Consider the following 25,104-nt stretch of genomic DNA (forward strand, 5'->3'; position numbering starts at 1 on the left):
CTATACCGGTATGTATACCGCGAGGATTATCGGACGAGTGGAGCGGCGGGAACGCCCTTGCCGCCGTTCGGACGTTGGTGGAGGCTGGCTGTGCGGCGGTGCCCCTTCAGGCCGGCGCCTCCGCACCGTCACCTCCGAGGGCGACCGGGAGAACGATGAACTCCGCTGACCTCGAAACGGTGCCCGCGACCCTGCGGGAGCACGTGGCGCACATGTGCAGGCAGTTGTACGGACGGGGCTGGATGGAAGGCACGTCCGGCAACATTTCGGTCAGATCAGGAGACGCGGTCCTGATCTCCGCGAGCGGATGCGCCAAGGGCACGGTCGACCGTCGCGACACCGTTCTGGTCAACGCCGGCGACGGGTCGCGGCTCACCGGCGAGACGCGGCGCCCCTCCGCCGAAACCGCTGTTCATTTGGCGTTCTACAGGGAATACGAGGACTGCGGCGCGGTCATTCACGCGCATGCCCCGTATTCGACGGCGCTCGCCTCGCTTCCCCGGTTCCATCGCGCGGGGCAGGACGTCGCCCACGTCGAGTTCGTCGACATGGAGCTGGCCAAGGGCCTGGGGCTCGACGACCCTTCGCACGTCCGCGTCCCGGTTTTCGTCAATTGGCCGGAGGTCCGCCGGATCGCCGCCGACGTCGGCGCCTTTCTGCGCGCGAGCCCGCCGCGCGCCACGGCCGGTCTGCTCATCGAGCGGCACGGAGTCACGACGTGGGGACGCGACCTCGACCATGCCCGCAACCGTCTCGAATGCGTCGAGGCGCTCTCCCGCCTCTCGCTTCTGATGAACGGCTCCACGACCATCTGACCCTGAGGAGGCGCCCCATGACGCTGCTCCAGATCATGCCCGACGACGCACCGGGCACCGTGCTGCTCCGGACCGAGGACGCGGGCGCCGTCCGCCGCGAACTCGCCGGGATCGGCGTGCGCGTCGAGCACTGGGAGACCGCCGCGTCCCTGCCCGCCTCGGCGGACGAGTCCACGATCAAGGACGCCTACCGGCACGACATCGACCGGATCAGCGCGGAGGGCGGCTACACCCTCGTCGACGTCGTGCGGATGATCCCGAACCCCGGCGACCCGGAATGGGTGAAGCTCGCCGCCCAAGCGCGGTCGAAGTTCCTGGAGGAGCACTTCCACAAGGAGGACGAGGTGCGCTTCTTCGTGGACGGCACCGGCTGCTTCTATCTGCACGTCGATGGCAAGGTCTACGCCACGGTCTGCACGGCCGGTGATCTGCTCTCCGTGCCGAAGCGCACCGTCCACTGGTTCGACATGGGGCGCACCCCGTCCTTCACCGCCATTCGCTTCTTCCAGCAGGAGGACGGCTGGATCGGCGAGTTCCTCCCGGAGAGCATCGCCTCGCGTTTCCCGCGGCTCGACGACCTCCTGGCCCGGGTATGACCGGCGCCGTCGTCCTGGACATAGAGGGCACCACGAGTTCCACCGCCCATGTCCAGGAGGTGCTGTTCCCTTACGCGCGTGAGCGCCTGCGAAAATGGGTCGCCGACCACGAGGATCAGGCAAGGGACGTCCTTCGGGAGACGCGGGAGAGGCTTCGTCTAGAGGACGCGCCGGACGACGATGCCGCCGTGATCCGGGCCCTGGAGCGGTGGTCCGACGAGGACCGCAAGGTGGCGCCGCTCAAAACGCTCCAGGGCATGATCTGGGCCGAGGGATTCGCGACGGGCGAGGTGACCGGGCACGTCTATCCCGACACCCTGGACGCGCTTCGTGAATGGAGGCTTCGCGGGGTGCCCGTCTACGTCTACTCGTCGGGATCCGTCCAGGCCCAGCGGCTCTGGTTCGCGCACACCCAGTTCGGGGATCTGCGCCGGTGGCTCCGCGGCCATTTCGACATCACGACCGCCGGGCCGAAAAAGGAGGCGAACTCCTACCGCCTCATCGCGGGCGGCGTCGGCGTCCCGGCGGAGGAGATGCTCTTCGTCTCCGACCTCGCCCGGGAACTCGACGCGGCTCGGCGGGCGAAGTGGAGAACGGCGCTGGTGAACCGCCCCGAGGAGAACCCGGGCGGCGCGTCCGGCGCGGGCCCCGGAACGGAAGCCGCGCATCCCGTCTTCACGGATCTGGTCTCGGTCGCACTGGCCTGAACGCGCTCGGCCGGGTCAGCGGATCCAGAGACCGGGGCCGAACACCTGTCACCGCACGCGCCCGTCCGAGACGCCGGCTCGTCGCCGACCGCGACGGCGTCGGGTAGGTGGGCCAACCTGGCGCCGTCCGGCACGGCGCCCCGCCGTCCGCGCGCAAGGGTGTGCCCGGTCCAGCCTCCCCACCCCTGTGGAGAAAGGCCGGACCGGGCACGTTCTGGATGGCCGGGGCGCCCGGCGCCTCAGCCGTCGGGAGGCCGGCCGGCGCCGGCCTCCCGGGCGGTCACGTTCGCTCGCTGTTCCCCGGCGCCGGTGCGGCGCTCACCGCGACCTTCCACAGCGCGTGGGCGATCGCGTCGGAGCAGCGGTCGAGCGCGGTCGTGTCGACGTTGTTCGGATACCGGTCGCAGGCCTGGTGGTAGCACCGGTCGAACGCCTGCCCGGCGGTGCCTCCCCACTTCTTCGCCTGCGCGGCGGTCTTGGTCGCCGGCGCGCCGGTGAACAGGAACGTCGTGGGGATTCCGGCGTTGCGGAACGACCCGTCGTCACTGCAGCACTCGGCGACCTCCTCGGTCGGGACGTTGATCGAGTCGAAGTACTCCTTCAGGTTCTTCGCCGTGGGCGAGTTGATGTCGTCGATGAAGTAGCCCGGGTTCGGCGAGCCGACCATGTCGAAGTTGAAGTAGCCCTTGATCTTCGACCGGTCGGCCGTCGACAGGCGGCCCACATAGAACTTCGAACCGCGCAGGCCCTGCTCCTCGTCCGTCCACCAGCCGAACCGCACGTGGTTCAGCATCGTGGGCTTGGACTGGGCCAGTTGCAGCGCGACCTCCAGTTGGGCGGACGACCCGGTGCCGTTGTCGTTGATGCCGGGGCCCGCTCCGACGCTGTCAAGGTGGGCTCCGAACATGTAGACGTTGTTCTCGTTCCCGCCCGGCCAGTCCGCGATGAGGTTCGGCCCGGCGCCTCCGGTGCATCCCGACGAGCATGCCTGGCGGGTCACCGTGAATCCGGCGGCCTTCAGTTTCTGCTCGATGTAGGACACGGAGCCGAGGTAACCCGCACCGGTGGAGCGGCGGGTGCCGCCGTTCTGCGTGGCGATGGTCTGGAGCTGCTGGAGGTGTCCCTTGACGTTCTCGACATTGATGTCGGGTGAGGGGACCGTCGAGACGTTCGACACGGTGAGCGTCTCGGGGACGGTGGACACCGGTGCGGCGTCGGGCGCGCGGGCACCGCCGACGGCGACCTTCCACAGCGCCCAGGCCATCGAGTCCGCGCTGCGGTCGAGCGCGGTCGTGTTGATGTTGGCCGGGTAGCTGTCGCAGGACTGGTGGTAGCACCGGTCGAACGCCTGACCGGCGGTGCCGCCCCATTTCTGCGCCTGCGCGGAGGACTTCCTCATCCCCGCGCCGGTGGACAGGGTCGACGTCGGGACACCGATGTTGCGGAAGGACCCGTCGTCGCTACAGCACTCCGTGACCTCTTCGGTAGGAACCTTGATGGAGTCGAAGTAACCCTTCAGGTTCGCCGAGAGAGGCGAGTTGAGATAGTCGATGAAATAACCGGCGTTGGGCGAGCCGACCATGTCGAAGTTGAAGTAGCCCTTGATCTTCGACCGTTCCGCGGTCGGCAGCCGGCTCGTGTAGAACTGCGAGCCGCGCAGGCCCTGTTCCTCGTCCGTCCACCAGCCGAACCGCACGTGGTTCAGCATGGTGGGCTTGGACTGGGCGAGCTGGAGAGCCGTCTCCAGCAGCGCCGCGGAACCGCTGCCGTCGTCGTTGATGCCGGGGCCCGCTCCGACGCTGTCGAGGTGGGCTCCGAACATGTAGACGTTGTTCTCGTTCCCGCCGGGCCAGTCCGCGATCAGATTGGGCCCGGCGCCTCCGGTGCATCCCGACGAGCATGCCTGGCGGGTCACCGTGAATCCGGCGGCCTTCAGTTTCTGCTCGACATAGGACACGGAGCCGAGGTAACCGCCGCCCGTGGAGCGGCGGTTGCCGCCGTTCTGCGAGGCGATGGTCTGGAGCTGCTGGAGGTGCGCCTTGACATTCTCGACGTTGATGTCAGGCGCGGCCACTACTTTTGGGAGGCCACCACCCACGGTGTTCGCCGTGGTGGCACCCGGGGTGCAGGTCGGGTCGCCCGACTGCGCGCCGAGTTGGACGGCGTCCCACGCCGCCTTCACCTTGTTGAACCAGTCGCAGGTCTTGTCGAGGTTCTTCGCGGCGCTGAGCGTCAGCGTCCGGTACCGGGGGTAGCTGGTGCCGGAGGTCTTCATGTTCATCGCGTTGTAGAAGATCTTCGCGGCGTTCAGGACGCCGATGCCCGTCACCTGGCCGCCCTGGCAGACGGGGCTGTTCGGCTTGCCGCCGCCGGGGTTGGAGCCCTCGGCGAGCAGGTAGAACCAGTGGTTGCCGGGGCCTGCCGCCTTGTGCACCTCCATCCTCGGAACCGAGGAGGAGTAGCAGTTCGGGTCGTTGTTGACCTGCGAGGGGTTGTACATGTTGCGGATCGGGCCCTGCCCGACCAGGTTGACCTCTTCGCCGACCGTGTAGTCGGGCTTGTCCACCGGGTTGTTCAGGAACGCCTCGACGGAGGCGCCCCACACGTCGCCGACGAACTCCTGGGTGCCGCCGCCGGACATGCCGCCCGGGGTGAAGTTGTCCAGGCCGTGGCCGAACTCGTGGTCCACGACGTCGGTCGAGGTGATCCACTGGTTCGCCTGGTTGTGGCCGAACTGCGCGTCGGTGCCGTTCCAGTAGGCGTTGACCGCGTTGAGGCCGACCCGCGCCGGGGCCCACTGGCCGTTGCGCAGGCCGTCCCGCCCGAAGGTCTTGAGCAGGTCCCAGAACCCGGCGGCGGCGTACATGGTGTCGACGCAGCCGGCCTCCTTGCTGGTCTTGGACGTGCTGCCCCAGGTGTCGTCCGGCCCGGAGAAGATGCCGCCGCTGTAGTCGGCGCACGTGAGCCCTGGCCGCTTCGGGTCGCGCATCGTGTAGGTGCTGCCCGACTGGGTCGTCCCGATGGTGAGGTTCGAGCCCTCCCAGATGCCGGTGCCGGTACCGGCGTGGATGGTCTCCTGGGCGTCGAACCGCTTGCCGGTCTGGGCGTCGACATAGACCTTCTTGCGGCTCGGCTGCTTGCCGTCGCGTCCGGTCACGACGCTCTCCCACGCCAGCCGCGGCTTGGCCAGGGCGTGGACGACGAGGCGGGGCTTGACCTCGGCCTTGTCGGGGCTGGTCAGCGCGGCGCGGGAGCTGCCCGCGGCGGCGGCCTGGCTGATCTTCGGCGTGGTGCCGACCGTGATCTGCTGCTGCTGCGCGACCGACAGCGTGCGCACGCGGCCCTGCCCGTCGGTGGCGACCACGAAGTCGCCGCCGACGACGGGGACGTCGCGGTAGGTGCGCTCATAGGCGACGTAGTACTGGTCCCAGGGCGTGCCGACCACCTGGGTCCGGATGTACTTCTCGTCCTTGCCGGCGTGCAGGGCGGCGGCGTTCCCGGCGACCAGCCGGTCCGCCGACGCCATCGCGGCCGTCTTCGGGTCGGTGCCGGGGGCCTGGCTGCCCTGGGCGGACGTCATGGCGGGTGCCGCCACGCCGGTGAGCGCGAGGGCGGTGACCGCGGTGGTCACCAGGAGATGGTTTCTTCGTTTCACAGCCGCGTGCCTCCATCAGAGCGGGAGCGAGGCCGCCCCGCGGGGGTCGGGGCGGCGGCCGACGCGACGGCGGGGCCGGGGGAGCGGCGCGCACACGGATTGGGGAGCTGTGCGGCGCGTGGCGGCCGACGCGTCCTGCAAGCACGACATTGACACCTGATGAAGGCGGGGGGAACCATGACATTTGGGCATAACCTCGTGCTATACGGTCTGAACTGCGCTTTTGCCACTAAACCGCCGAACGGTCGACGCGAACCGCAGTTTTTGCGGTCCCGGCTACCGAACATGCATTCGATGCCCGGCTCACTGTGGCCCCGGCGGCATCAGGCGCGGCGGCGAGGTTGGACGTCGTGGACGCCGGTCGCTACCCTGACGCTCTCCCTATGTGAGGACACAGCGCGCATGACGCCCCCTGCTCTCTAGACCTGACACTTCTCCACGCATCGGTCGCCGACCACGCCGTCGGCTCTGTTCTCCATGCCTTCGTCAGGTCTTCAGAGAGTCATGTCTTCACACCTTCATCCCGTGCTGCCCTGGGCCGTGCGGCGCACCCGCCTGCCCCTGCTCGCCCTCCGTTGCGTGGACTGCCCCTCGGGGCACGCCGCGGTCGGCGACGGCAGGTTCCGCGTCAACGCCAACGGCAAGCTGCTCGACGTCTGGCTGCTGGTCAACTGCGCCGCCTGCGGGCGGACCGGCAAGCTCACCGTCCACGACCGCGTTCAGGTCGGCGCGCTGCGCGCCGACCTGCTGGCCGGCTACACGACCAACTCACCGTCCCTTGTCACCGACACGCTCCTCGACCCGTCGATCGCCCGGCGCAACCGGTTCGCGCTCGACTGGGACGGGTGCTGGGAACTCGACGCGTCCCCCGTGCCCGATGATCCGTGGCCCGTCCGGGTCGCGGTCGTCTTCGAGGATCCGGTGCCGGTCCGTCCCGAACGGCTGATCGCCCGCGGGCTGGGCCTCAGCCGCTCCGAGATCGCCCGCAGAGTGAAGATCGAGATCCCGTTGAACCGGAGGACGAGGCACGACTTCTCGTTCGTCCTGGTGTGCCCGGCCGGTTAGCCTCCGGGCATCGGCGGTGCGCCGAGGCGGGACACGGCCCGGCCGTGTCCCGCCTCGGTCCCGTTGGTGGAGACGCCGGTGCCGCGGGCGGCGTCCCGAGCCCGGCCGGGCTGCTGGACGGCGGCGCTTCCGGTGATCACGTGCTGGAGCACGCGCCGCCGCTGAAGAACGTCCCGGTGCGCGAGCCGCGTCCTGCCCGATCTGACCGCCTTCGACCTGGTTTCCCGCGGCGACCGGGCGGTAATCACATAACCATGATCGACGATCAGCGGGCCGGCCGTGCGGAGACCGTCGACTCGCTGGTCGACCCGGACGGCGGCGACCCCGACTGGCTGTGGCGCAGCGGCGGCCTCGTCCCGTGGCATGAGGCGCGGGTGCACGTCAACGCGGTGGGGCACGCGTCCGTCGCGGCGGTCTTCGAGGGCCTCAAGGCGTACCTGGCCGCCGACGGCGAACGGCTCCTAGTGTTCCGGCTGGACGACCACCTGCGCCGCCTCCACCAGTCCGCGCGGATCTGCCGCATCGAGATCCCCTGGACGGCCGAGGAGCTGCACACCGCCGTCCTGGAGGTGCTCGCGGCCAACGGCTACGCGTGCGACGTCTACGTGCGCCCGTGGGCCTACCCCGCCGGCATCATCCGCGAGCAGATGGTGCCCGCCGGGCTGCGCTGCGACGTCGTCGTGGACAGCTGGCCGTTCCGCAGCGGCCTGGCCGACGAGCGCGGCTGCCGCGCGGCGGTCAGCTCCTGGCTGCGGGTGCCCGACGCCAGCGCCCCGCCGCGCGCCAAGGCGTTCTCGAACTACCACAACGGCCGGCTGGCGCTGATGGAGGCGCGGGAGAACGGGCACGACTGGCCGATCATGCTGAACGAGCGGCTCAAGGTGAGCGAGGGCCCGGCGGCCTGCGTCGCGCTCGTCCGCGACGGCAGGGTCATCACCCCCGCGCTGACCGGCGGCCTGCTGGAGAGCATCACCCGCGACACCGCCCTCACGCTGCTCGCCGAGGCGGACGTCCCCGTCGAGGTGCGCGAGGTCGACCGCAGCGAGCTGTACGTGGCCGACGAGATCTTCTTCATGGGGACGGCCTGGGAGATCCTCCCCGTCCGCGCGGTGGACGGCCTCACCGTCGGCGACGGAACCCCCGGTCCGCTCACGACGCTCGTCCGGGACGCCTACATGCGGCTGGTGCGCGGAGAATCCACCGGGCACGACGAGTGGCTGACCGAGCTGAGGCTGCCGGACCGCGCCTGACCCCGCACACCGCACCGCACCGCCCGCGGATGGCGCGCCGCGCTGTCGAGCTGGGCGTCGGCCTCGTCGCCGAGGGCGCGCACGCGGCCGGGCCGGGACCCCGGCCGAGGTCGCGGCGGAACTCCGCGACACCCGTCCAGGGGTCCCGGGCCTGGCAGCCGCGCCGCTCGCCCGCCATGCCGCCGATCCCGGGGACCAAGTCCGTCCGGCACCTGGCGGAGAACGTCGCGGCGGCGCGCCTGTCGTCGAGCGACGAGCGGTACGCCCGCCTCTCAGGCCCGCGTCAGAGGCCGCTCACGGCCGCGATGCTGAACGGGAGTCGCGGGGTTCCCGGGCCCGTGGGCCCGCCCTTGTCGAACTGGGAGCGGACCACGTAGAGCTTCCCGTCCTTGCGGAGCAGGGTCGTCGGGGTCTGCAACGCCGGGTCGGTGACGCGCCGGGTGAGCCGGGCCGTCCGGCCGTCCGAGCCGATACGCCACCGGCTGATCGCGTAGGCGCCGGTGATCGGATGCGCCGCCCACAATGTGCCGTTTCGCAGTTCGAGACCGTCGCCCGTCGTCAGATCCCCTCCGCTCAGGGCCACCTTCTCGACCCTTCCGGAAGGCAACGCGATGCGGTAGAGGTCGCCGCCGGTCATGTCCACCGTCAGCAGATAGCGCCCCGACGGCTCGGTGACGATTCCGTTCAGGGTGATCGAGTCGGGCGCGTGCGGCTCCACGACCGCGGACAGGTCGAAGGCGGGTGTCAGAGGCGTGTCGCCACCCTGCTCCTGCGCCTTCGCGAGCTGCTCGGGCGTGACGCGATAGACCACGGCCCGCCTGCTGTCGGTGATGTAGGCGGTGCCGTCCGGCGTGATCGCCATGTCGTTGACCAGCCGCGCCTGCTGGCCGGTGACGGTGAACCGGGCCAGCAGGCGGCGGCTCGGAATGTCGTACACGGCGAGCCCGGTGAGGCGGTCGGTCACCCACAGCCGCCGGGACCGGTCGACCTCCATTCCGAGCGCCTGCGAGCGGCCGTCCCCGCGCGCGGGCAGGAACTCCTTGGCGACGCGGTCGCCGGGCGTCATCTTGAAGACCGCGCCGCCTTCGAACGTCCCGACATAGAGGTCGCCGGTACGCGGATCCGCGGTGATCCCCTCGGGATAGACGCGGTCACCGGGAATGACGTAGGCCGTGGAGATCCGGACCTTGCCGTCCACGGAGGGCCCCGCCGCCTGCGCGGCGGAACCGAGGAGCAGGGGTGCGGTGAGAGCAGCGACAACGAGGGAGCGCCGGGCGTGATGCATGATCACCTTCTCCGAAGGGGGGTTGCGTGGGCGTCGCTTCGTCCGGCGGAACCGCCGGAAGGAGAGGGGGTAACGCGCCCACGGCCTCGGCGCGGGCATCCAGCGCGACGGCCGCCTCCACGCGGGGGCACTCCGAGCGCATCGCCGCTCCCTCCATCCCCCCGGACGCCATGCTAAGCCCTGAAGGAAACCGGCGACCGGCGCCGAAGACCAGGAAAAAGCGGCTGACCTGCGCGAACGGCGTGTTCGATTTCTAATGCCGGAGGCGGACGACGAGTTTGCCGGTGGCGCGGTCGTGCTCCATGTCGTCATGGGCCCGCCGAACCTGCTCCAGGCCGTCATAGACGCGGTCCACGGGAAAGGCGAGCCGACCGGCCGCGACGGCGTCGAGGATCTCCTGGAAGACGTCCCGAGGCAGGTCGGCGGCATCGCCGAAGTAGCCCGCCAGCCGCACGCCCCTCGGCAGGTACTCGTTGGGGGAGAAGTCCCTCACCGTGTACTGGTTGGAGAGGCTGCCGCCGAAGCACGCCGTACCGTGCACGCGCACCGCGCGCAGGGTGTCGGGCAGGGTCGGCGTCCCGACCAGGTCGAGGGCGGCGTCGACACCGTCCGGATACAACTCGCGCACGGCGGACGCGACCTCTCCGGTGTCGAGCACCGGATGGTCGACACCGCGCTCCTTCAACCAGGCGAGGCGGCCGGCCTGCCGCGTGGTCGCCAGCACCGTGGACCCGCGCCACGCGGCCAGCGCCGCGGCGGCCAGGCCCACCGAGGACGTGCCGCCGCGTATCAGCAGGGACTGGCCGGGCTTGAGGTCCAGCCCGATGGTGAGCGAGCCGTGGGCGGTCTGCACCATCTCCGGTAGAGCGCCCAGCACCTCCCAGGGCAGATCGGTGTCCACCGGAATGACCTGGGACAGGGGAACCGACGTGTACTCGGCGTACCCGCCGTCGTAGGTGCGCCCCATGTCTCCCATCATCGCGACGACCTTCTGGCCGGGGACCAGTCCGCTACCGGCCGGAGCCGCGTCGACGGTCCCCGCTGCCTCGATCCCGGGCACCCGGGGAAACTCGACCCCCACGCTCACTCCGAGCCGGAGCTTCAACTCCGACCGGTTGAGGCCGAACGCCTCGACCCGGATGCGCACCCAGCCGTCCCGCTCGGGCGGGATCGGAAGCGCGACCACCCGCAGGTTGTCCACGGGCCCGGGAGCGGAGAGCCGAACAGCACGCATCGTTCCCGTCAAGGACGTCATGGCCCCGCCTACTTCCCGGACGCGAAAGAGTCGATCAGCAGCGATCAACCCGGCCCCCCACGCCTTCATTCCCGCACCGACGAGCCGTGCCACCGCGGTGGGCGTCCACCCGGCCGAACCGCTGAGGGGCACTCAAGAAGACGGCGGGCCCTGTCTCCGGGGAACGTTTTCGGTCACGCCACGACCCGTAGTGTCGTGGGCCCCTTGAACTGGCTGAGGGGCTTGTACTCGGGGGCCTGGTCCTCGGCCTCCAGGCGCAGTCCGGGGTAGCGGGCGGCCAGCAGTTCCAGGGCGATCTCCAGTTCGAGCCTGGCCAGCGGAGCGCCGATGCAGTTATGGATTCCGTGGCCGAAGCTGAGGTGCTGTTTCGCGTTCGTCCGGTCGAGCCGGAACTCTTCCGGTGCCTCGAAGTGGTCGGTGTCGTGGTTGGCGGAGGAGTAGAAGAGGAAGAGCCTGTCGCCTTCCTTGAAGGTGACGTCGCCGACGGTCGTCTCCCGCGTCGCCGTGCGGAACAGGCCGAGGACCGAGGTGTCGAAGCGCAGGCCCTCGGCGACCACCTGGCCGATCGCGATCTCCCCGCGCGCCAGGGCCGTCCAGCGGGACGGCTGCTGGAGGAGGGCGCTCACGATGTTGGTGATGGCGTTCCCGGTGGTCTCCCATCCGGCGCTGACCAGCCCGAGCGTCTGGATGACGATCTCGTCCACGCTGAGCGCGTGGCCGTCCGGATCACCCTTGATCATCAAGGACATCAGGTCGTCACCCGGATCCGCCCGCCGGATCTCCACCAGCTCGCGGAGGTACTCGACCGCCTCGCCGAAGCTCCGGCCGTGGGCGATCAGTTCGCTCTCACCGAGCGCCGCTGTTCCCGCGAACAGGACCGTCTCATCGGCTATCCAGCGCCGGAGCTTGGCGTGCTCGCTCAGCGGGAAGCCGGTCACATGCATGATGACCTCCAGCGGGACGACCGTGGCGAACTCGCCCACCAGGTCGAAGCCACCGGACTCGGGCAGGCGGTCGACGTTCGCCGCGATGATCCGCCGGATCGCTGGTTCGAACGCGGCGACGGTGCCGGGCTTGAAACCGTGGTGCACGAGACGGCGCACGGCGGTGTGCCGTGGCGGATCGCCCACCGTCACGATGGTGTTGTCGAACAGAAAGTCCGCCGCCCGCTGTGCGATTTCCGGCAACCCGGTGGGCCTCGGGAACGCGTCGCTGGAGGAGAACGTCCTCCAGTCGGACGCGATCTGCTTGATGTCGTCGTATCGGGTGACACACCACGATTGCAGCGGCTCGGAAAAGAAGATCGGTTCCCGTTCGCGGGCCTGTTCCAGGAAACGGTAGGCCGAGCCGACATGAGGGCCGAACGGATTGAAGGATCGCAGATCGATGCCGTCATCCGTTGCGGTCGCGTTCCCTGGCGAGATGTCTGCGGCCACGGGTCCAACCCCTTCCCTGGAGGCGGGAAATCAAGCGCACGCTATCACCGGACATCCCCGCCCTCAGGTGCCGTTAGCCGACAGTGGCCATCGAGCAAGCATGATCCTTTTTTCCGGCGGCCCGAGTAATCGTCCTGGCGCTTTACGGATTCGAACACGCACAAGCGGAACCGGACTTAGGGAATCGACGGCCCTGCCGCCGGGACGACAGGGCCGGTCCTGGATCAGGGCAGGTCGAAGGCCAGCAGCACGTTTCCGCGCTCGCTCGGGTACATCGGCTCGTACCCGGTCTGGACGTAGAGCGTGCCGTGCGCGACCACCGCGCCGCCGTTGCCCGCGATCGAGCCGCCGCGCCCGGGAATCCCGTTGACGCCGGTGAAGTCCCGGATGGTGTCGTACTCCCATAGCACCGCGCCGGTCCGCGCGGAGTACACCCGCATCTTGCCGTCGGTGCTGCCCTCGTAGACGAGTCCCGGACTGGAGGTGACCGCCGGGGTGTGGGCCAGCACGCACTGCTCGGGATACTGGGCCGCGCCACCCCGGGTGCAGCCGTCGGCGGGGTTGGGCGTGGTCCACACCACCTTGCCGGTGGCCGGGTCCAGGGCGTTCAGCGTGCCGGGCCCGGCGTAGTAGGTGGCCGCGTACAGGTGCGTGCCGTCGTAGCTGGCGCCCCACTGGATGCCGGTGGCCCCGCCCAGCGGCGACGGCACCGAGAGCTGCCGCCGCCAGCGCACCTTGCCGGTCCGCGCGTCGAAGGCGTGGTACACGCCGCTCTTCTGGCCGACCCCCACCAGCATGCGGCCGCGCACCGGGAACAGGTTCGGGGTCGAGCCGAGGTCGAAGTCCAGCGCCGTGTTGTCCTTCAGGCCGGGGCAGTAGCCCTCGCCGTCGGGGAAGTTGCACAGATCGCGCCAGCTGTCCGAGTCGGTGACCTGCTGCTTCCACCGCACGGCGCCGCTGACCGCGTCCAGCGCGAACAGGGTGTCGAAGTCCCCGCCGTGCCCGGAGTAGTTCTGCCCGGTGCCGATGTAGAGCGTTCCCGTGGACTCGTCGATGACCGGCGAGCCCCACACACCCGCACCGGAGGGCTCGTACCGGGTCGCGCCGCTCGGCCAGGTACCCACCGGCTGCGGTTCGGGCATCGTATAGCGCCGCCACACCAGCGCTCCGGTCGCGGCGTTGAGCGAGTCGATGTGCCCGCGGAAGGTGCAGCACGGGTAGTCCTTGTCGACGCCGTGCTCGGCGCTGGACGCGCCGAGGTAGATCCGGCCCCGGTAGTACAGCGGCGAACTGGTGTGCCAGCCGCGTGGATGGTTCTCGGTCTGCACCGCCCAGATCAGCTTTCCGGTGTGCTGATCCAGCGCGTACACATAACCGCGGCTGTCGCCGAAGAAGACCTTGCCCTCGGCGACCGCCGCCCCGGTCGCGCCGTTGAACGCGACCCCCTCCATCGTGCTGGCCCCCACGGACCCCAGGCTGAACCGCCACTTTGTCTTCCCGGTCCTGGCGTCGACCGCGTAGAACATCCGGTCCGGCCCACCGAAGAACACGTCATTACCGACGACCGCGGGCTGGCTCTTCGCCCACGCCCCGGTCTTCGGATAGGCGAACGCCCATTTGAGCTTCAGCCGCCCCACGGTGCGCGGGGTGATCCGATGTTCGGCGCGGTTGAACCGCGACCCGGCGGGATCGCCCTGCCAACTCGGCCAGTCGCCGCTCGCGACGCCGGCGTCCGCGCCCGAGACGGCCGCGGTCGTGCTGCCGAGCAGCGCCACGAGAGAGCACAGGACCAGCAGACCACGTGCACGGCGCACGGGAACCACCCCCAAATCGTGGTATTTCCCACCAGCCTGACAGGGCCAATAGATCACGTCGATGCGCCACCGAGAGGAAATTGGCGGCTTGTGACATCTTGCCGCTCGGCCCCCGCACAAGATCGGCGAATTGTCCTCATTGACGCCGCCGCCCCTCTGGGATAACGACCGCCACCACTGCCAGTCGAACCCGCTGTCGGACCACCTGACCCGCCCATCGCCAAAGCAGTACGCGTTTCGATGCGCCAACCGGACACCGCAGCGGCCTGAAGCCAGCGGCCGCCACTAGGGCGTTTCTTACGGCTCTTGAAGGGTGGCGGTGGATCTATCGGGTGAGTGGGCACGGGTCGGGCATGGTGGGACGTCATGAACTGACCGATGCGCAATGGGCGGTGATCGAGCCGTTATTGCCGGTCAACGGCAAACCGGGTGGACGGTGGAGCGACCATCGCAGGGTGATCAACGGGATCTTGTTCCGAGCCCGGACCGGGGTGCCCTGGCCTGACCTGCCCGACCGGTTCGGGAACTGGAAGAGCGTCTATGACCGGCATCGCCGCTGGTCGGCCGATGGGACCTGGCAACGTATCCTGAGCGTGCTGCAGATCGAGGCCGACGCCGATGACCCCGATGGCGCACACGCCCGTGCGGTGGCGGCCGAGACCGCCGCCGAGACCGCTGCCGAATCCGGCGTGTGCCGGCATGGCGAGTGGGCCGTCAACATCGATTCCACCTCGTGCCGGGCGCACCAGCACGCCGCCGGTGCGCGGCGCGCTGCACCTGCCGACTTCCCGGAAAAGGGGGTGGCGCTGTTGTGGAGGAGGATGGGCGTGAGGCGCTGGGGCGGTCCCGGGGCGGGTTGACCACCAAGATCCATCTGCTGGCCGATGATCGGGCGCGGCCGCTGTGCTGGCTGACCTCGCCCGGGCAGCGGGGGGACAGCCCCATGTCTGGGCCGGTGCCGGCGCGGTTGCGGATCCGGCGGCGGGGTGCGGGCCGTCCGGACCGGGTGCGCGGCGACAAGGCCTACTCCAGCCGCGACAATTGCGCCTACCTGCGCAGGCGGCACATCAGGGCGACCATCGCCCAGCCGGAGGACCAGCACGCCCACCGTCGGCGCAAGGGCTCGGCCGAAGGCCGCCCACCCGCTTTCGACAAAGCCCAGTACCGAGGCCGCAGTGCTGTCGAGCGGTGCGTGAGCAAGTGGAAGCAGTACCGGGCGGTGGCCACCCGCTACGACAAACGCGATTACGTCTACAACGGCACGCTCACCATCGCAGCGATCATGATCTGGCTCCGCGACACCGTCCAAAGAGCCATCAGAAACGCCCTAGCCGAGCCCGTCCCGGGAGACCTCCAGCCCGTCGTGTGGACACTCGCCGTCCCCGCGAGGAGGCCTGCCGGGACACGCCCGGCTGAAGCGAGAGGCGCCCCCGCCCCGGCCGGCAGGCGCCGCCCTGCCGGACGACCACAATCACGTCCGCCAAGACGACCGGGACGGGGATGATGCGTGGAGCGATGGCGCCGGGTTGGCGCGCCTCGCCCGCAGAGTCGCCGGGTAAGCAATGGAAATCGTGTACGTAGCGTCCTCTGCCCGAGCGCGGCCGGGGACGAGCAAGCCCAGGTCCGCCAGGTCTTGCCGGTCAGCCATATCTGTCTTCCCCGGGAGTACTACGGCGACCCTGTTGTCCAGGAACGTCCTCGAACCGGGCTATGCCCCGATGTTCCGGCTTCTGGTGCTGACAGCGACGAGCGCTTACTTTGCCCGCAAACCCGTCCACCTTTGTCCGGCTCCCGCGTATCCCCGTGATCAGGGAGAAGTGATCCCTCATGCCTCTTCCTCCTCGTGGTCGGAGCCGTCATCGCGTGGGCTGGCTACACCGCCACCCACGACGCTGCCCCAACCCCCACTACGACACGCACGGTCCAACATCACCCCCGCTAAACGGTCGCCTGGACCGAACGTGGGCGGGCAGGAGCTGGTTGCCGAAACCTGGCGACCATCCGGCGTACGGCCGGACGGTGGACGGCTCCGAGCTGGCGGGCCTTGGCACGCGCCCTCACCGCCAATCTGCCGCCGATGTGTTGCCGAGTCAGCTCTACGGTCGTTAGATGACTGCGGCGCGCGGCCCTTGCACGTTCGTAGGCGTGCGATGTTCTCGGACATGGTCTGGTCGATGAGTTCAGGATCGTAGCCGTCCTTGACAAGGGCGCTTTCGCCCCAGGGTTCGTACCGCGATGTGCAGCGGTTTCATGTCGGGGTTCCGCGCGGCCGCCGACTGGATCCGCGCCGCCACGCCCCTGTCCATCGGAGTGGGCTTGCCCATGCAGAGCACCTCCCCGCTTGTCGACGGAACGAGATTCCTGTCCCGGTGACCACCGCGCGGGTTGGCTGGCGCCGAGCCGACGCGTCTCGCGCGGGCGCCGGTGCCGCACGGGCTGGGTCCCCTGGGCCAGGGAACCAGAGGGGAGCCAGACCCCGGTGCGGTGAAGGGCCCCGGCGTCCGCCCCGGTCACCGGGAACCGCACTTCACAGCGTGTTCCTTGCCTCAGGGAACGTAGGCTGAGCTGTGGTTTCGGAGTGCCAGGGATACTGCGGTTTGCCGAAGGCAATCGTCGCCCAGTAGTCGTCGTCCTCGTTCTTCTCCTTCCCGGCCGTTAAGGCGACCTCGACGCCCCCTGGGGTCGGGATGGGCGCTGGGATGGGGGGCTCGGGGGGAGTTTCGATGGGCGTCGTCGTCGCGGCGGACAGGAAGTCGCGCTCGACCGTGACGCGGTCCAGCTCCGCGGTGAGGCGGACGATGGTGGGGGTCAGCTGGGAGATGGTCTGCTCTGCCCTCTCGTGCCGTAGCTGCAGCTCGACTCGCTCCTGCCGCAGGACCGTCAGGATCGGAGTTTCCTGCACGTGCATGACCAGCTTCATGACCGGTTCCCAGTGCCATCGCCCGGCCCCGGACGGTGTCCAGGGCGTCGGCTAGGTCCTTGCCGGTCAGGCCGCTGGTGCCGCCGACCTTCACCCCGTCGACGTGCACCAGCCACCATCGGGTACCCGGCCCCAGCACCCGCGCCGTCCGGCGCCGCCTCCGCCATGCCCCTCAGACGCCCCTTCCGCGGTTCACCAGACCGCACGCCCGAGCCCGGCGTTAAGTGGAGATCGATGATTTTCGGGTGCCGGGCGGGTCTGCACCTCAGACCGTGCGAAGGAGAGAACATGGACCTGCCCCAGGGAGACCCCGGACTACTGGAGTCCGACACCGCCCAACGCCTGCTGCGGTCGACCATCCCGGCACGCGTCGCCTACATGGCGGTAGACGGGACGCCGCGGGTGATGTCGAGCTGGCACGTCTGGACGGGCGAGGAACTGGTGATGGCGACCTACGTCCGCTGCCCGCCCATGGGGATGCTGACGCCCGCGCGGCGGCTGAGCGCGTTGCGCGCCAACCCCGCCGTCGCGATCACGATCGACACCGAGCGCCAGCCCCCGGAGGTGCTTCTGCTGCGCGGCCGGGTCACGATCCAGGAGGTGGACGGCATGGTGCCCGAGCAGGCGGAGGCCGCCCGACGCTTCCTGGGAGAGAAGGGCGGCGCCGAGTACGTCGCGGGCGCCATGCACCCCGAAACGCGGATGGCCCGGATATCACTGCGCCCGGACTGGGTCGGCGTGCTCGACTTCCAGACCCGGCTGCCCGGGATCATCGGCGCCCCCTGAGCATCGAACCCCGCCCCCGAAGCGGGCGGACCCGAACACCTGACTCCACTGATCGAGAAAACGAACGGCAAGGTGAACGGATCGAACCGGACATCCAGGGGATGTCCCGACGATTACGGGGCGCCCGCGTCAAATGAACGCGTGGGGCGGGGGCGTAGGCCCGTGTCGCAGACAATGGCTCTTTCAGAAAGTCAGCGGTGAGGGGGCGGCGTCCGCGTGAAGCGCCCTTCGGTTCCGTCCCGACCGGGTTGGATCTCCCACCCGGTCGGGACCTCATGCGCGAGCTGGACGTCCGCCACCGTCGCCGCTTCCAGATCGACCCCGTGCGAGAAAACCGCGCGACCCAGACCAACAGCACCCGCTAAGGCCGCCTTGTCGAACCTGGCGTTCCCGGTGAAGGTCGCGTCGCTGCGCCGGTGAAGTCGACCATGCCCGCCCCGCGAACCCGCAGGGTCGGCAGGTGCAGGGAGGCGCAGAGCACGTCGGTGCGGGTTCGGCGGGATGGCAGGGCGGGTGGGGGTCACAGGCCGGTGATGACGGCGGTGACGGTGCCGTCTTGGCTGGTGAGGCCGCCGGGGGCGAGGCAGTTGAGGGGGCTGGGTGGCAGGTAGGCCCAGGTGAAGACGGCGGTGGCGCCGTTGAACTCGCCGGAGATGACGGTGCCGGTGCCGACGTACTGCTGGACCCCGGCGACGATGGTGGCCTCGGTCTGGGCGAAGGCGATGGTGGAGGTCTGGCCGTTGTTCCAGATGACGGGGTAGCGGTCGGGTCCGGCGGTGAGGGTGGCGCAGGACAGTCCGGCGACGGGGAAGGAGCCGGAGATGTGCCCGCTGGTCAGGGTGGGGTCGCTGGAGGCGCAGGAGGTGTAGGTGTCGGTCTCGGTGATGGTGGTGGTCTGGGGGGTGAAGGTCAGGCCGGGGCTGTAGGCCAGGTGGCTGGTGCCGGTGCAGGTGAGGGTGTCGACGTCGGCGTCGGCGGGCTGGATGGGGAGCAGGGCGGTGAGCGCGGCCGTCAGGAGCAGGGCGGCCGGGGCGGCGGCCCTGCGGGCTCGCCGGCCCGCCTGCGGGGTTTGCGGTGCGGTGGTGCGGCTGGTGTTCATCGGGGTGTCCCTTTCGCGTGTGGGCGCAGGCCCGGCCAGGGGTGGAGTGGTGGTGTTCCCGGTGGTGGTGACGACCCCGGGTGGGGCGCGCCGGGGCCGTCACCGGGGGTGGTGGTCAGTTGAACTGGAAGAGGGCGGTGTGGTCGCTGCCGTCGGCCAGTTTGAGGTGGAAGGTGCGGCAGGTGCCCTCCCACGCCTTGTCGGTCTTCCAGACGTAGGTGTAGCGGCCGGTGGCCGGGTTGTAGGTGAGTCCGGAGTTGGAGTCGGTGGTGGTCTCGACGGGGTCCTGGGTGCCGGTGCCGCAGGTGGTGGCCTGGGAGTAGGGCGAGTTGTCGGCCAGGACGTCCAGGCCCTGGTCGCCGTTCAGGGAGAAGGTGACCGGGATGCTGCGTCCGGCGTTGACGGTGTTGACCACAGGCGGGTTGTCGACGGGGGCGAAGAACCCGGTGAAGGTGTAGGCGGGGCCGGGGTTGGTGTAGGTGTACTGGTCGGCGGTGGTGATGGGGCTGAGCGGGCCCGTTCCGTTCCTGACCCGGACGTCGACGGTGCCGGCGGCGTGGGCGGGAGCGGTCGCGGTGATCTGGGTGTCGCTGTCGACGGCGAAGGACGTCGCGGGGGTGCCGCCGAACTCCACGTAGTCGATCTGGGCACCGATGAACGAGCAGGTGAAGTCGTGGCCGGTGATGGTGACCACCGTGCCGCCCGCCGGTGGCCCGGAAGCGGGATCGACGGCGGTGACGCCCCAGGGGCCGCATTCGGCGTGGGCCGGGCCCGCCAGGGCCAGCAGGCCCGCCGCACCCAGGGCGAGCGCGGCGATCAGGACGATTAACCGGCTGCGGAGTCCGCGGCGGTGCGCCGAGGCGCTGGTGGACAGTGACATGGGGGTGTCCCTTCCGGCGCCGTGCCCCGACGGTCCCTCGACGGCCGACGTGACGTGGCACGACACCTGCGCGTGGCCACCCGCCCCTTGCGACGGTGCGCAGAGGGCGGCGGCCCGCGCTCCCGGGCGGCGCGCGCGGCTCGATCCGCCGATCTCCTGCCGGGCGTCGCAGAAGCCCGCGCCCATTACCGGAACGGATCATTCGCCTACCGTGAGCGATAATCCCAGGATTCTCGCCATCCCGGCATGAACACCAGAGGGCCGCTGTCCCGCCTGGCAAGGACACCCGTCCCGTGCTTGCCGGGCGCCTCGAACGTGGAGCAGTCCCCCGCCACGTACGCCCCATGCGCACTCCGCGCGGATCAGTAGAAGGGCCGCCCCCGGCGTGAGAACACGGCTTTTGAGACAACTCGACCTGCACCGACAACTGGCCCGGCCGGCAGCCCGCCGCTGTCTCAGATCCGATCGTTTCTAATGCGGGTTGAGAGTAGTGCTCAGGAGCCGTTCGCGGGCGCGGGAGTTCGATCGAAGCGGCCCGCGCCCCCTTCGGTCGGCTCGATCCGCCAGCCCGGCGGCGGCACATGCTCGCCGGTGGCTTCCGCGACGGTGGCACACGTCATCTCGGGCTCAGCTTCGAACCTCGCCGCGTCGACCCCGGCTGGCCCGGGGAAGGTCGCCGCGTCGAACACAACGTCCCCGTTGAAGGTCGCCCCGCGGAACATGGCGGTCGCGGAGAAGGTCGCCATGGTGAAATCCGGGCGGGCCCGCCGGTCCCGCCGGGACGGGGGAGGACGGCCGCACGAGCGGCCCCAGGCCGCGGGCCCACCGCTCGTGCGGGGAGGGCTGGGCGGCGGCCAGGGTGTCGGCGCGGGTCGGGGCGGTGGAGCGGGCGACGTTCATGGCGGCGGCGAGCTGCCCGTAGGAGCCTCCGCGGTCCTGGTGGGCGCGCACGGCCGTGTCCCGGATGCCGTGCAGGCGGGGCAGGGCATCGCGGTCCAGGACGACGATGATCCCGCGCAGGCTCGCCAGGTCGTTGTCGGTGTCGCCGGTGGAGCCCCCTTCGCTGTAGCGGGAGGTGAACGTGCCGTCGCGTTCCAGCGTGTGCAGCAGGATCAGCGCCCACGCGACCAGGTGCCGCCGGCTCTCCGGCGGCCATCGCCGCTCCCACTGCGCATCGGTCAAGTCACCACGCCCCATCACCCCACAGCGACCCAACCAACGCCCACCATCAGCCGATCCAAGAAACACGCCCTAGCCGTCGGCGCCAGTGCCGGTATCGCTGTAGGGCCGGGCGTGCGGTGGGGGGCCCATGGATGTTGATCCGGGGCAGTTGCGGTTGGCCGGTCCCGGCTCGTGCCGCGCCCGGCCGAACGTTCGGCGCATCCGGGGCGCTGGGTGCGGCTGCCGTGACCGACGAAGGCCGCGCCGTCCGCCGCCACCTGCCGCCCCTCACCACTTGGGACCTGGTGAGGCATGAGCCGTGGCTTGTTTTGGGACCCCTCCCGATGGAAGGTCTTTAGGCTTCCGAACATGGTCCTGAAATCCCGGACGGCCAGGCGCGGTGTCACCACGCCGGCGGGGGTGATCGTGGCGCCGTACATGCGGCGCCTGGCGGCGGTCGGTGCTCTCCTCGCCCTGGCGGGACTCGCCCTCGCGCTGCGTCGGGACCACCGTTTACCCGGCCCCGGTGACCGGTCCGCGGGGATCGTCGCCGGTTTGCTCGTCCTCGTGGTCGCGTGCTGGGTCGTCGCCTATCTGTTCTTGGCGAGGACGAGTCGGTCCCGAGTTGCCGCTCTCGCCTTCTCCACGGCGGCGTTCGGTGTGCTCGCCGTCGTGGTGATGGTCTCCGCTCCGTCCCTGTCACCGTCGGCCGAGTGCGAGCCGGTCGGGACGCACTGCGAAGAAGAGCCGGTGCCCACCCGCACCAGTCCCGCAGTCTTCGAGACGCCCAGACCGTATCACCGGGCGGGAAGGGGCACGGTTCCCATCGGTGTCCTGCTGCTGGGAGCCGCCGTCATCGCCGTGGGCGCGGTCTCCGCGCGAGGCTATCGCCGCCGGTCGGCGCGTGTCGCGGAACCGTTCGGTGATGAACCCCGTTCGGCCGCCTTGCGCACGGCCGTCGAAGCGGCCGGATACGCGCTGAGCACCGGTGACGCGCCCCGCGAAGCCGTGATCGCGTGCTACGCGGCGATGGAACAGGCTCTCGCCCGGTCCGGGGCCGGGCCCAGACCGTCCGACAGTCCGGCCGAGGTGCTCGGCAGGGCCGCCGCCCGGGGCCTTATCCGCGGCGAGAACGCCGAGGGTTTGACCGAGCTGTTCCGGCGGGCCCGCTTCAGCCGCCACACCGTCACCGACGACGACGTGCGGCGGGCGCGGGACGCCCTTGCCGCCGTCCGCGACGATCTGGGCGGTGTCCTCGGGGAGGTGCCGTGACCTGGAGGAACATCGCTGTGCTCGGTCCGGTGGCGATCGGGGTCGGCGCGGTCGCGGGGCGCGCGGAGGGCGCGGTCGCGGCGGCCACGGGGCTCGCGGTCGTCGTGATGGCCGCGGCCTTGCTGACGACACCGCGCACTCCCCGATCCGATGACGGGTACGCCGCGCCCGAGCCGGACCCGCTCGCCCCGTTCGTCACCTACCGGAAGATCGAGACGTCCCTCGGCTGGGCGAACACCTCCGGGACGCACTACGACCGGGTCGTGCGCCCGCTGCTGGCGCGGCTGCTCGCCGAGCGGCTGCTCGAACGGCACGGCGTCGACATGGCCGCGCGTCCCGACCTCGCCCGCGACCTCGTGGGCCCCGAACTGTGGCCCTACTTCGACCCCGCCGGCACGGGTGCCCGCACCGGTGACGCCGTGCTGCGCCGTCTCGTGGAACGGCTTGAGGAGGTATGACCATGAACCCATTACAGGCAGGGGAGAAGGCGCGCCTGATCCTGGAGGAGGTGGAGCGCGCCGTCGTCGGCAAACGTCCCGTGCTAGAGCAGATCCTCTGCGGGATCCTCGCGGGCGGGCACGTCCTCATCGAAGACCTCCCCGGGCTCGGCAAGACGCTGGTCGCCCGCTCGTTCGCGACGGTCCTCGGGCTCGGCTTCACCCGGATCCAGTTCACCCCCGACCTGCTCCCGGCGGACGTGACGGGTGCGCCCGTCTACGACCCGCGCACCAGTGACTTCGCGTTCCGGCCCGGGCCGGTCTTCACCAACGTCCTGCTCGCCGACGAGATCAACCGCACTCCGCCGAAGACCCAGGCGGCCCTGCTGGAGGCGATGGCCGAAGGCCAGGTGAGCATCGACGGGGTGACGCACCCGCTGCCCAGCCCGTTTGTCGTCCTCGCCACCGACAACCCGATCGAGTACGAGGGCACCTACCCGCTGCCGGAGGCCCAGCTCGACCGGTTCCTGCTGCGCGTTCGCGTCGGCTACCTGCCGCCCGAGGACGAGACCGACCTGCTGCGCCGCCGCCTCGCCGGAGGCGGGCAGCCCCCTCGGCTCGAACCCGCGGTGGACGCGGCCGAGGTCCTCGCGATGCGCGCCGCCCTCGAACTCGTCGAGGTGGAGGACGATCTGCTCGGCTACGTCGTCCGGCTGCTCGCCGCGACCCGCGACCACCCGCAGGTGCTGGTCGGCGCCAGCCCGCGTGGCGGCCTCGGCCTGGTCGGGCTGGCCCGCGCACGCGCGCTCCTCGCCGGCCGCGACTTCGTCGTTCCGGAGGACGTGAAGGGCATCGCCGGTGCCGCGCTCGCGCACCGCGTCAGCGTGCGACCCGAGCTGTGGGTCCGCCGCGTGACGGGTGACGACCTCCTCGCCGAGATCCTCGGCGAGGTGCCCGCGCCGCGCGCCGAGACCGTCCGGTGAACCGGCACGACCTGGACTGGCGCGCCTCGCCGCACGCCGTCCGGCTAGCGGCGGTCGCGCTCGTCGCGCTCGCCGTGGCCTTGGTCACGCTGGAGGGCGCGGCCCTGATCGTCGCCGTTCCTCCGCTGGTGATGCTGGCCGCCGCCCGCCCTCCGACGGTGTCCACGCTCGACGCGGAGTGGAGGCTCAGCACCGAACGGTGCTTCGAGGGCGAGACCGTGGAGCTGCACCTGGTCGTCCGCGCCGTCGACCGGCTCGACCAGTTCGCCCTCACCTTCGTGCCCGGCTCGGTCAAGCTCCTCAGCCGGGCCACGGTCACCGTGACCGAAGGCTCATGGGCCGAGGCGACCTGGACACTGGCCGTCGACCGCTGGGGCCGCCGCCCCGTCGGCACCATCGAGATCACCTGCCTGGACGCTGGACGCACCCGCCGCGCGAGGCTGTCGTTCCCCGCCGGGGAGCTCGGTGTCTTCCCCGTCCCCAAGCCGTCCCGGGCCGGTGTCCGCCCGGCCGACCTGCTCGCTCGCCTCGGCGACCACACCAGCCGCGTGGCCGCCGAAGGCGTCGAGTTCACCGGAATCCGGCCCTACGTCCCGGGCGACCGGCCACGCCGCGTCAACTGGGCGGTCAGCTCCCGGCGCGGTGAGCTGCACGTGAACCAGCAGTCGGCGGAACGGGCCGCCGACGTGGTCGTCCTGCTCGACACGCTCTCCGAGGCTGGGGACCCCGGCGACACCACGCTCGACTGGGCCGTGCGCGGCGCCGCCGCCGTGATCTGGGCCCAGCTGCGCCGCGCGGACCGGGTCGGTATCGTCGTCCTCGGCGACCGCATCCGCTGGCTGCGTCCCGACCTGGGCGAACGCCACTTCTACCGGATCGCCGAAGCCGTACTCGACGCCTGGCGCGAGCCCGGCTACCGGCGGCCGCACGTCACCCGCATCCCGCCACCCGCGCTGCCGCCCGGCGCCCTCGTCCTGGTGTTCTCGCCGCTGCTCGACCACGACGCGGTCGAGGTGATCCGCAGCCTGCGGGAACGCGGCTTCGAGACCGTCGTCGTGGACGTCCTCCGCGAGGAGCCCCCGCGGCCCGCCGACGACCTGGCGCTGCGGCTCTGGCGGCTGGAACGGGCGGGCCTCGTGCGGAGGATGACCGACCTCGGTATCCCCGTCGTCCCGTGGACCGGGCCCGACACCCTGCGGACCGGGGTGCGCCCATGACCACGCTGCTGCTGATCGTGTCGGCCTACGTCGTGGTCGTTGCCCTGCTGGCCGGCGAGCTGCGCGCGACCGCCCCCGCCGACCGCCGCGCCTGGCTGCGCCAGCACGCCCCGCTCCTCGCCTGGACGCTCCCGGTCACCGCCGCCGTGACACTCTTCACCCTCGCCGACACCGCGCCCCTGCCCGATCAGGCGGCTTGGGCGGTGATCGTCGCTCCCGTCGCGGCGGCCGCCGCGTTCCTCCTCGCGGTCGGCCGCCGCTGACAAAACACCGAGCGGGCCCGCAGTGATTCTGTCTGCGTCCGGCGGCAGCCGTCACGGATCCTCCGTGATGCCTACAGCTCCAGCACAGCCCTCACCTGGGCCGAAATCAACCAAGCATCCGGCGCCATCACCCACCGCCTCGTCGGGCCGCTCCTTCGAGAGCTTGACACCGAGAACCACTACACCTCTGCCCTGACCGTTTCAGAGC

Annotated in this window: 21 protein-coding genes and 1 pseudogene; 12 read left to right on the forward strand and 10 right to left on the reverse strand. The window is 70.5% G+C overall.

What is annotated here, in order from left to right; all coding sequences use genetic code 11:
• Positions 1 to 155 precede the first annotated feature (155 nt).
• From mtnB to mtnC, 3 genes are read left to right on the forward strand one after another with little or no spacing between them, the layout of a single operon-like run.
• Entirely contained in the window at positions 156 to 815 is a 660-nt protein-coding gene (mtnB, locus tag KLI87_RS18755) for a methylthioribulose 1-phosphate dehydratase (protein ID WP_214618031.1), read from the forward strand.
• Between the two features lie 17 nt (positions 816 to 832).
• Positions 833 to 1,411: an acireductone dioxygenase gene (locus KLI87_RS18760; protein ID WP_156218206.1), complete on the forward strand. Its 579-nt coding sequence runs from the start codon at positions 833 to 835 to the stop codon at positions 1,409 to 1,411.
• On the forward strand, positions 1,408 to 2,118 hold the full coding sequence (gene mtnC, locus KLI87_RS18765) for an acireductone synthase (protein WP_156218205.1): 711 nt from the start codon (positions 1,408 to 1,410) through the stop codon (positions 2,116 to 2,118). The genes KLI87_RS18760 and mtnC overlap by 4 nt, the downstream gene beginning before the upstream one ends.
• A 280-nt stretch (positions 2,119 to 2,398) precedes the next feature.
• On the opposite strand, the gene KLI87_RS40140 is transcribed toward mtnC, so the two are convergent.
• Positions 2,399 to 5,749: a M28 family peptidase gene (locus KLI87_RS40140; protein WP_308166066.1), complete on the reverse strand. Its 3,351-nt coding sequence runs from the start codon at positions 5,747 to 5,749 to the stop codon at positions 2,399 to 2,401.
• 528 nt (positions 5,750 to 6,277) lie between these two features.
• Between KLI87_RS40140 and KLI87_RS18785 the strand changes: the two genes are divergently transcribed.
• Positions 6,278 to 6,838 carry a DUF1062 domain-containing protein gene (locus KLI87_RS18785; RefSeq protein ID WP_156218204.1) on the forward strand — a complete coding sequence of 187 codons (561 nt, stop codon included), beginning with the start codon at positions 6,278 to 6,280 and terminating at the stop codon, positions 6,836 to 6,838.
• Here the strand turns inward: KLI87_RS18785 and KLI87_RS18790 are convergent.
• A complete protein-coding gene (locus tag KLI87_RS18790; RefSeq protein WP_214618032.1) occupies positions 6,835 to 7,086 on the reverse strand; it encodes a hypothetical protein in 252 nt (83 codons plus the stop codon). The genes KLI87_RS18785 and KLI87_RS18790 overlap by 4 nt on opposite strands.
• Positions 7,087 to 7,092: 6 nt before the next feature.
• On the opposite strand from KLI87_RS18790, the gene ilvE reads away from it, so the two are divergent.
• Positions 7,093 to 8,088, forward strand: a complete 996-nt coding sequence (gene ilvE, locus KLI87_RS18795) for a branched-chain-amino-acid transaminase (RefSeq protein WP_214618033.1) — start codon at positions 7,093 to 7,095, stop codon at positions 8,086 to 8,088.
• Positions 8,089 to 8,371: 283 nt separating this feature from the next.
• Here the strand turns inward: ilvE and KLI87_RS18800 are convergent, their stop codons facing one another.
• The 4 genes from KLI87_RS18800 to KLI87_RS18815 form a co-directional block, all read right to left on the reverse strand.
• Positions 8,372 to 9,373, reverse strand: coding sequence for an SMP-30/gluconolactonase/LRE family protein (locus KLI87_RS18800; protein ID WP_214618034.1), 1,002 nt, complete (start codon positions 9,371 to 9,373; stop codon positions 8,372 to 8,374).
• Positions 9,374 to 9,626: 253 nt separating this feature from the next.
• Complete coding sequence (locus KLI87_RS18805; protein ID WP_308166067.1) at positions 9,627 to 10,574, reverse strand: zinc-binding dehydrogenase; 948 nt, start codon at positions 10,572 to 10,574, stop codon at positions 9,627 to 9,629.
• A gap of 227 nt (positions 10,575 to 10,801) precedes the next feature.
• Positions 10,802 to 11,758: a cytochrome P450 gene (locus tag KLI87_RS41565; RefSeq protein ID WP_214618036.1), complete on the reverse strand. Its 957-nt coding sequence runs from the start codon at positions 11,756 to 11,758 to the stop codon at positions 10,802 to 10,804.
• 530 nt (positions 11,759 to 12,288) lie between these two features.
• A complete protein-coding gene (locus tag KLI87_RS18815) occupies positions 12,289 to 13,878 on the reverse strand; it encodes a PQQ-binding-like beta-propeller repeat protein (RefSeq protein WP_214618037.1) in 1,590 nt (529 codons plus the stop codon).
• Positions 13,879 to 14,234: 356 nt separating this feature from the next.
• Between KLI87_RS18815 and KLI87_RS18820 the strand changes: the two are divergent.
• A pseudogene (locus KLI87_RS18820) lies at positions 14,235 to 15,175 on the forward strand (IS5 family transposase); the annotation flags it as partial.
• 1,230 nt (positions 15,176 to 16,405) lie between these two features.
• Here the strand turns inward: KLI87_RS18820 and KLI87_RS18825 are convergent.
• On the reverse strand, positions 16,406 to 16,798 hold the full coding sequence (locus KLI87_RS18825; protein WP_214618038.1) for a hypothetical protein: 393 nt from the start codon (positions 16,796 to 16,798) through the stop codon (positions 16,406 to 16,408).
• Between the two features lie 288 nt (positions 16,799 to 17,086).
• Between KLI87_RS18825 and KLI87_RS18830 the strand changes: the two genes are divergently transcribed.
• Positions 17,087 to 17,584, forward strand: a complete 498-nt coding sequence (locus tag KLI87_RS18830) for a pyridoxamine 5'-phosphate oxidase (RefSeq protein ID WP_250903929.1) — start codon at positions 17,087 to 17,089, stop codon at positions 17,582 to 17,584.
• 520 nt (positions 17,585 to 18,104) lie between these two features.
• Here the strand turns inward: KLI87_RS18830 and KLI87_RS18835 are convergent.
• The 3 genes from KLI87_RS18835 to KLI87_RS18845 all read right to left on the reverse strand — a co-directional run bounded on the left by KLI87_RS18835 (position 18,105) and on the right by KLI87_RS18845 (position 20,745).
• Entirely contained in the window at positions 18,105 to 18,683 is a 579-nt protein-coding gene (locus KLI87_RS18835; protein ID WP_214618040.1) for a hypothetical protein, read from the reverse strand.
• 115 nt (positions 18,684 to 18,798) lie between these two features.
• Positions 18,799 to 19,563, reverse strand: a complete 765-nt coding sequence (locus KLI87_RS18840; protein ID WP_214618041.1) for a PxKF domain-containing protein — start codon at positions 19,561 to 19,563, stop codon at positions 18,799 to 18,801.
• Between the two features lie 627 nt (positions 19,564 to 20,190).
• Positions 20,191 to 20,745: a hypothetical protein gene (locus KLI87_RS18845; RefSeq protein WP_214618042.1), complete on the reverse strand. Its 555-nt coding sequence runs from the start codon at positions 20,743 to 20,745 to the stop codon at positions 20,191 to 20,193.
• Positions 20,746 to 21,144: 399 nt separating this feature from the next.
• Here KLI87_RS18845 and KLI87_RS41570 point away from each other — a divergent pair, with 399 nt between their 5' ends.
• From KLI87_RS41570 to KLI87_RS18870, 5 genes are read left to right on the forward strand one after another with little or no spacing between them, the layout of a single operon-like run.
• On the forward strand, positions 21,145 to 21,996 hold the full coding sequence (locus KLI87_RS41570; protein ID WP_214618043.1) for a DUF4129 domain-containing protein: 852 nt from the start codon (positions 21,145 to 21,147) through the stop codon (positions 21,994 to 21,996).
• On the forward strand, positions 21,993 to 22,454 hold the full coding sequence (locus tag KLI87_RS18855) for a hypothetical protein (RefSeq protein WP_214618044.1): 462 nt from the start codon (positions 21,993 to 21,995) through the stop codon (positions 22,452 to 22,454). The genes KLI87_RS41570 and KLI87_RS18855 overlap by 4 nt, the downstream gene beginning before the upstream one ends.
• 2 nt (positions 22,455 to 22,456) lie before the next feature.
• Positions 22,457 to 23,416, forward strand: coding sequence for a MoxR family ATPase (locus KLI87_RS18860; protein WP_214618045.1), 960 nt, complete (start codon positions 22,457 to 22,459; stop codon positions 23,414 to 23,416).
• Complete coding sequence (locus KLI87_RS18865; protein WP_214618046.1) at positions 23,413 to 24,633, forward strand: DUF58 domain-containing protein; 1,221 nt, start codon at positions 23,413 to 23,415, stop codon at positions 24,631 to 24,633. The genes KLI87_RS18860 and KLI87_RS18865 overlap by 4 nt, the downstream gene beginning before the upstream one ends.
• Positions 24,630 to 24,896, forward strand: a complete 267-nt coding sequence (locus KLI87_RS18870; protein WP_214618047.1) for a hypothetical protein — start codon at positions 24,630 to 24,632, stop codon at positions 24,894 to 24,896. Before KLI87_RS18865 ends, KLI87_RS18870 begins: the two co-directional genes overlap by 4 nt.
• Positions 24,897 to 25,104: the final 208 nt, after the last annotated feature.

It is taken from the genome of Actinomadura sp. NEAU-AAG7 (genome assembly GCF_018603865.1).
GTDB classification, from domain to species: domain Bacteria; phylum Actinomycetota; class Actinomycetes; order Streptosporangiales; family Streptosporangiaceae; genus Spirillospora; species Spirillospora litoris.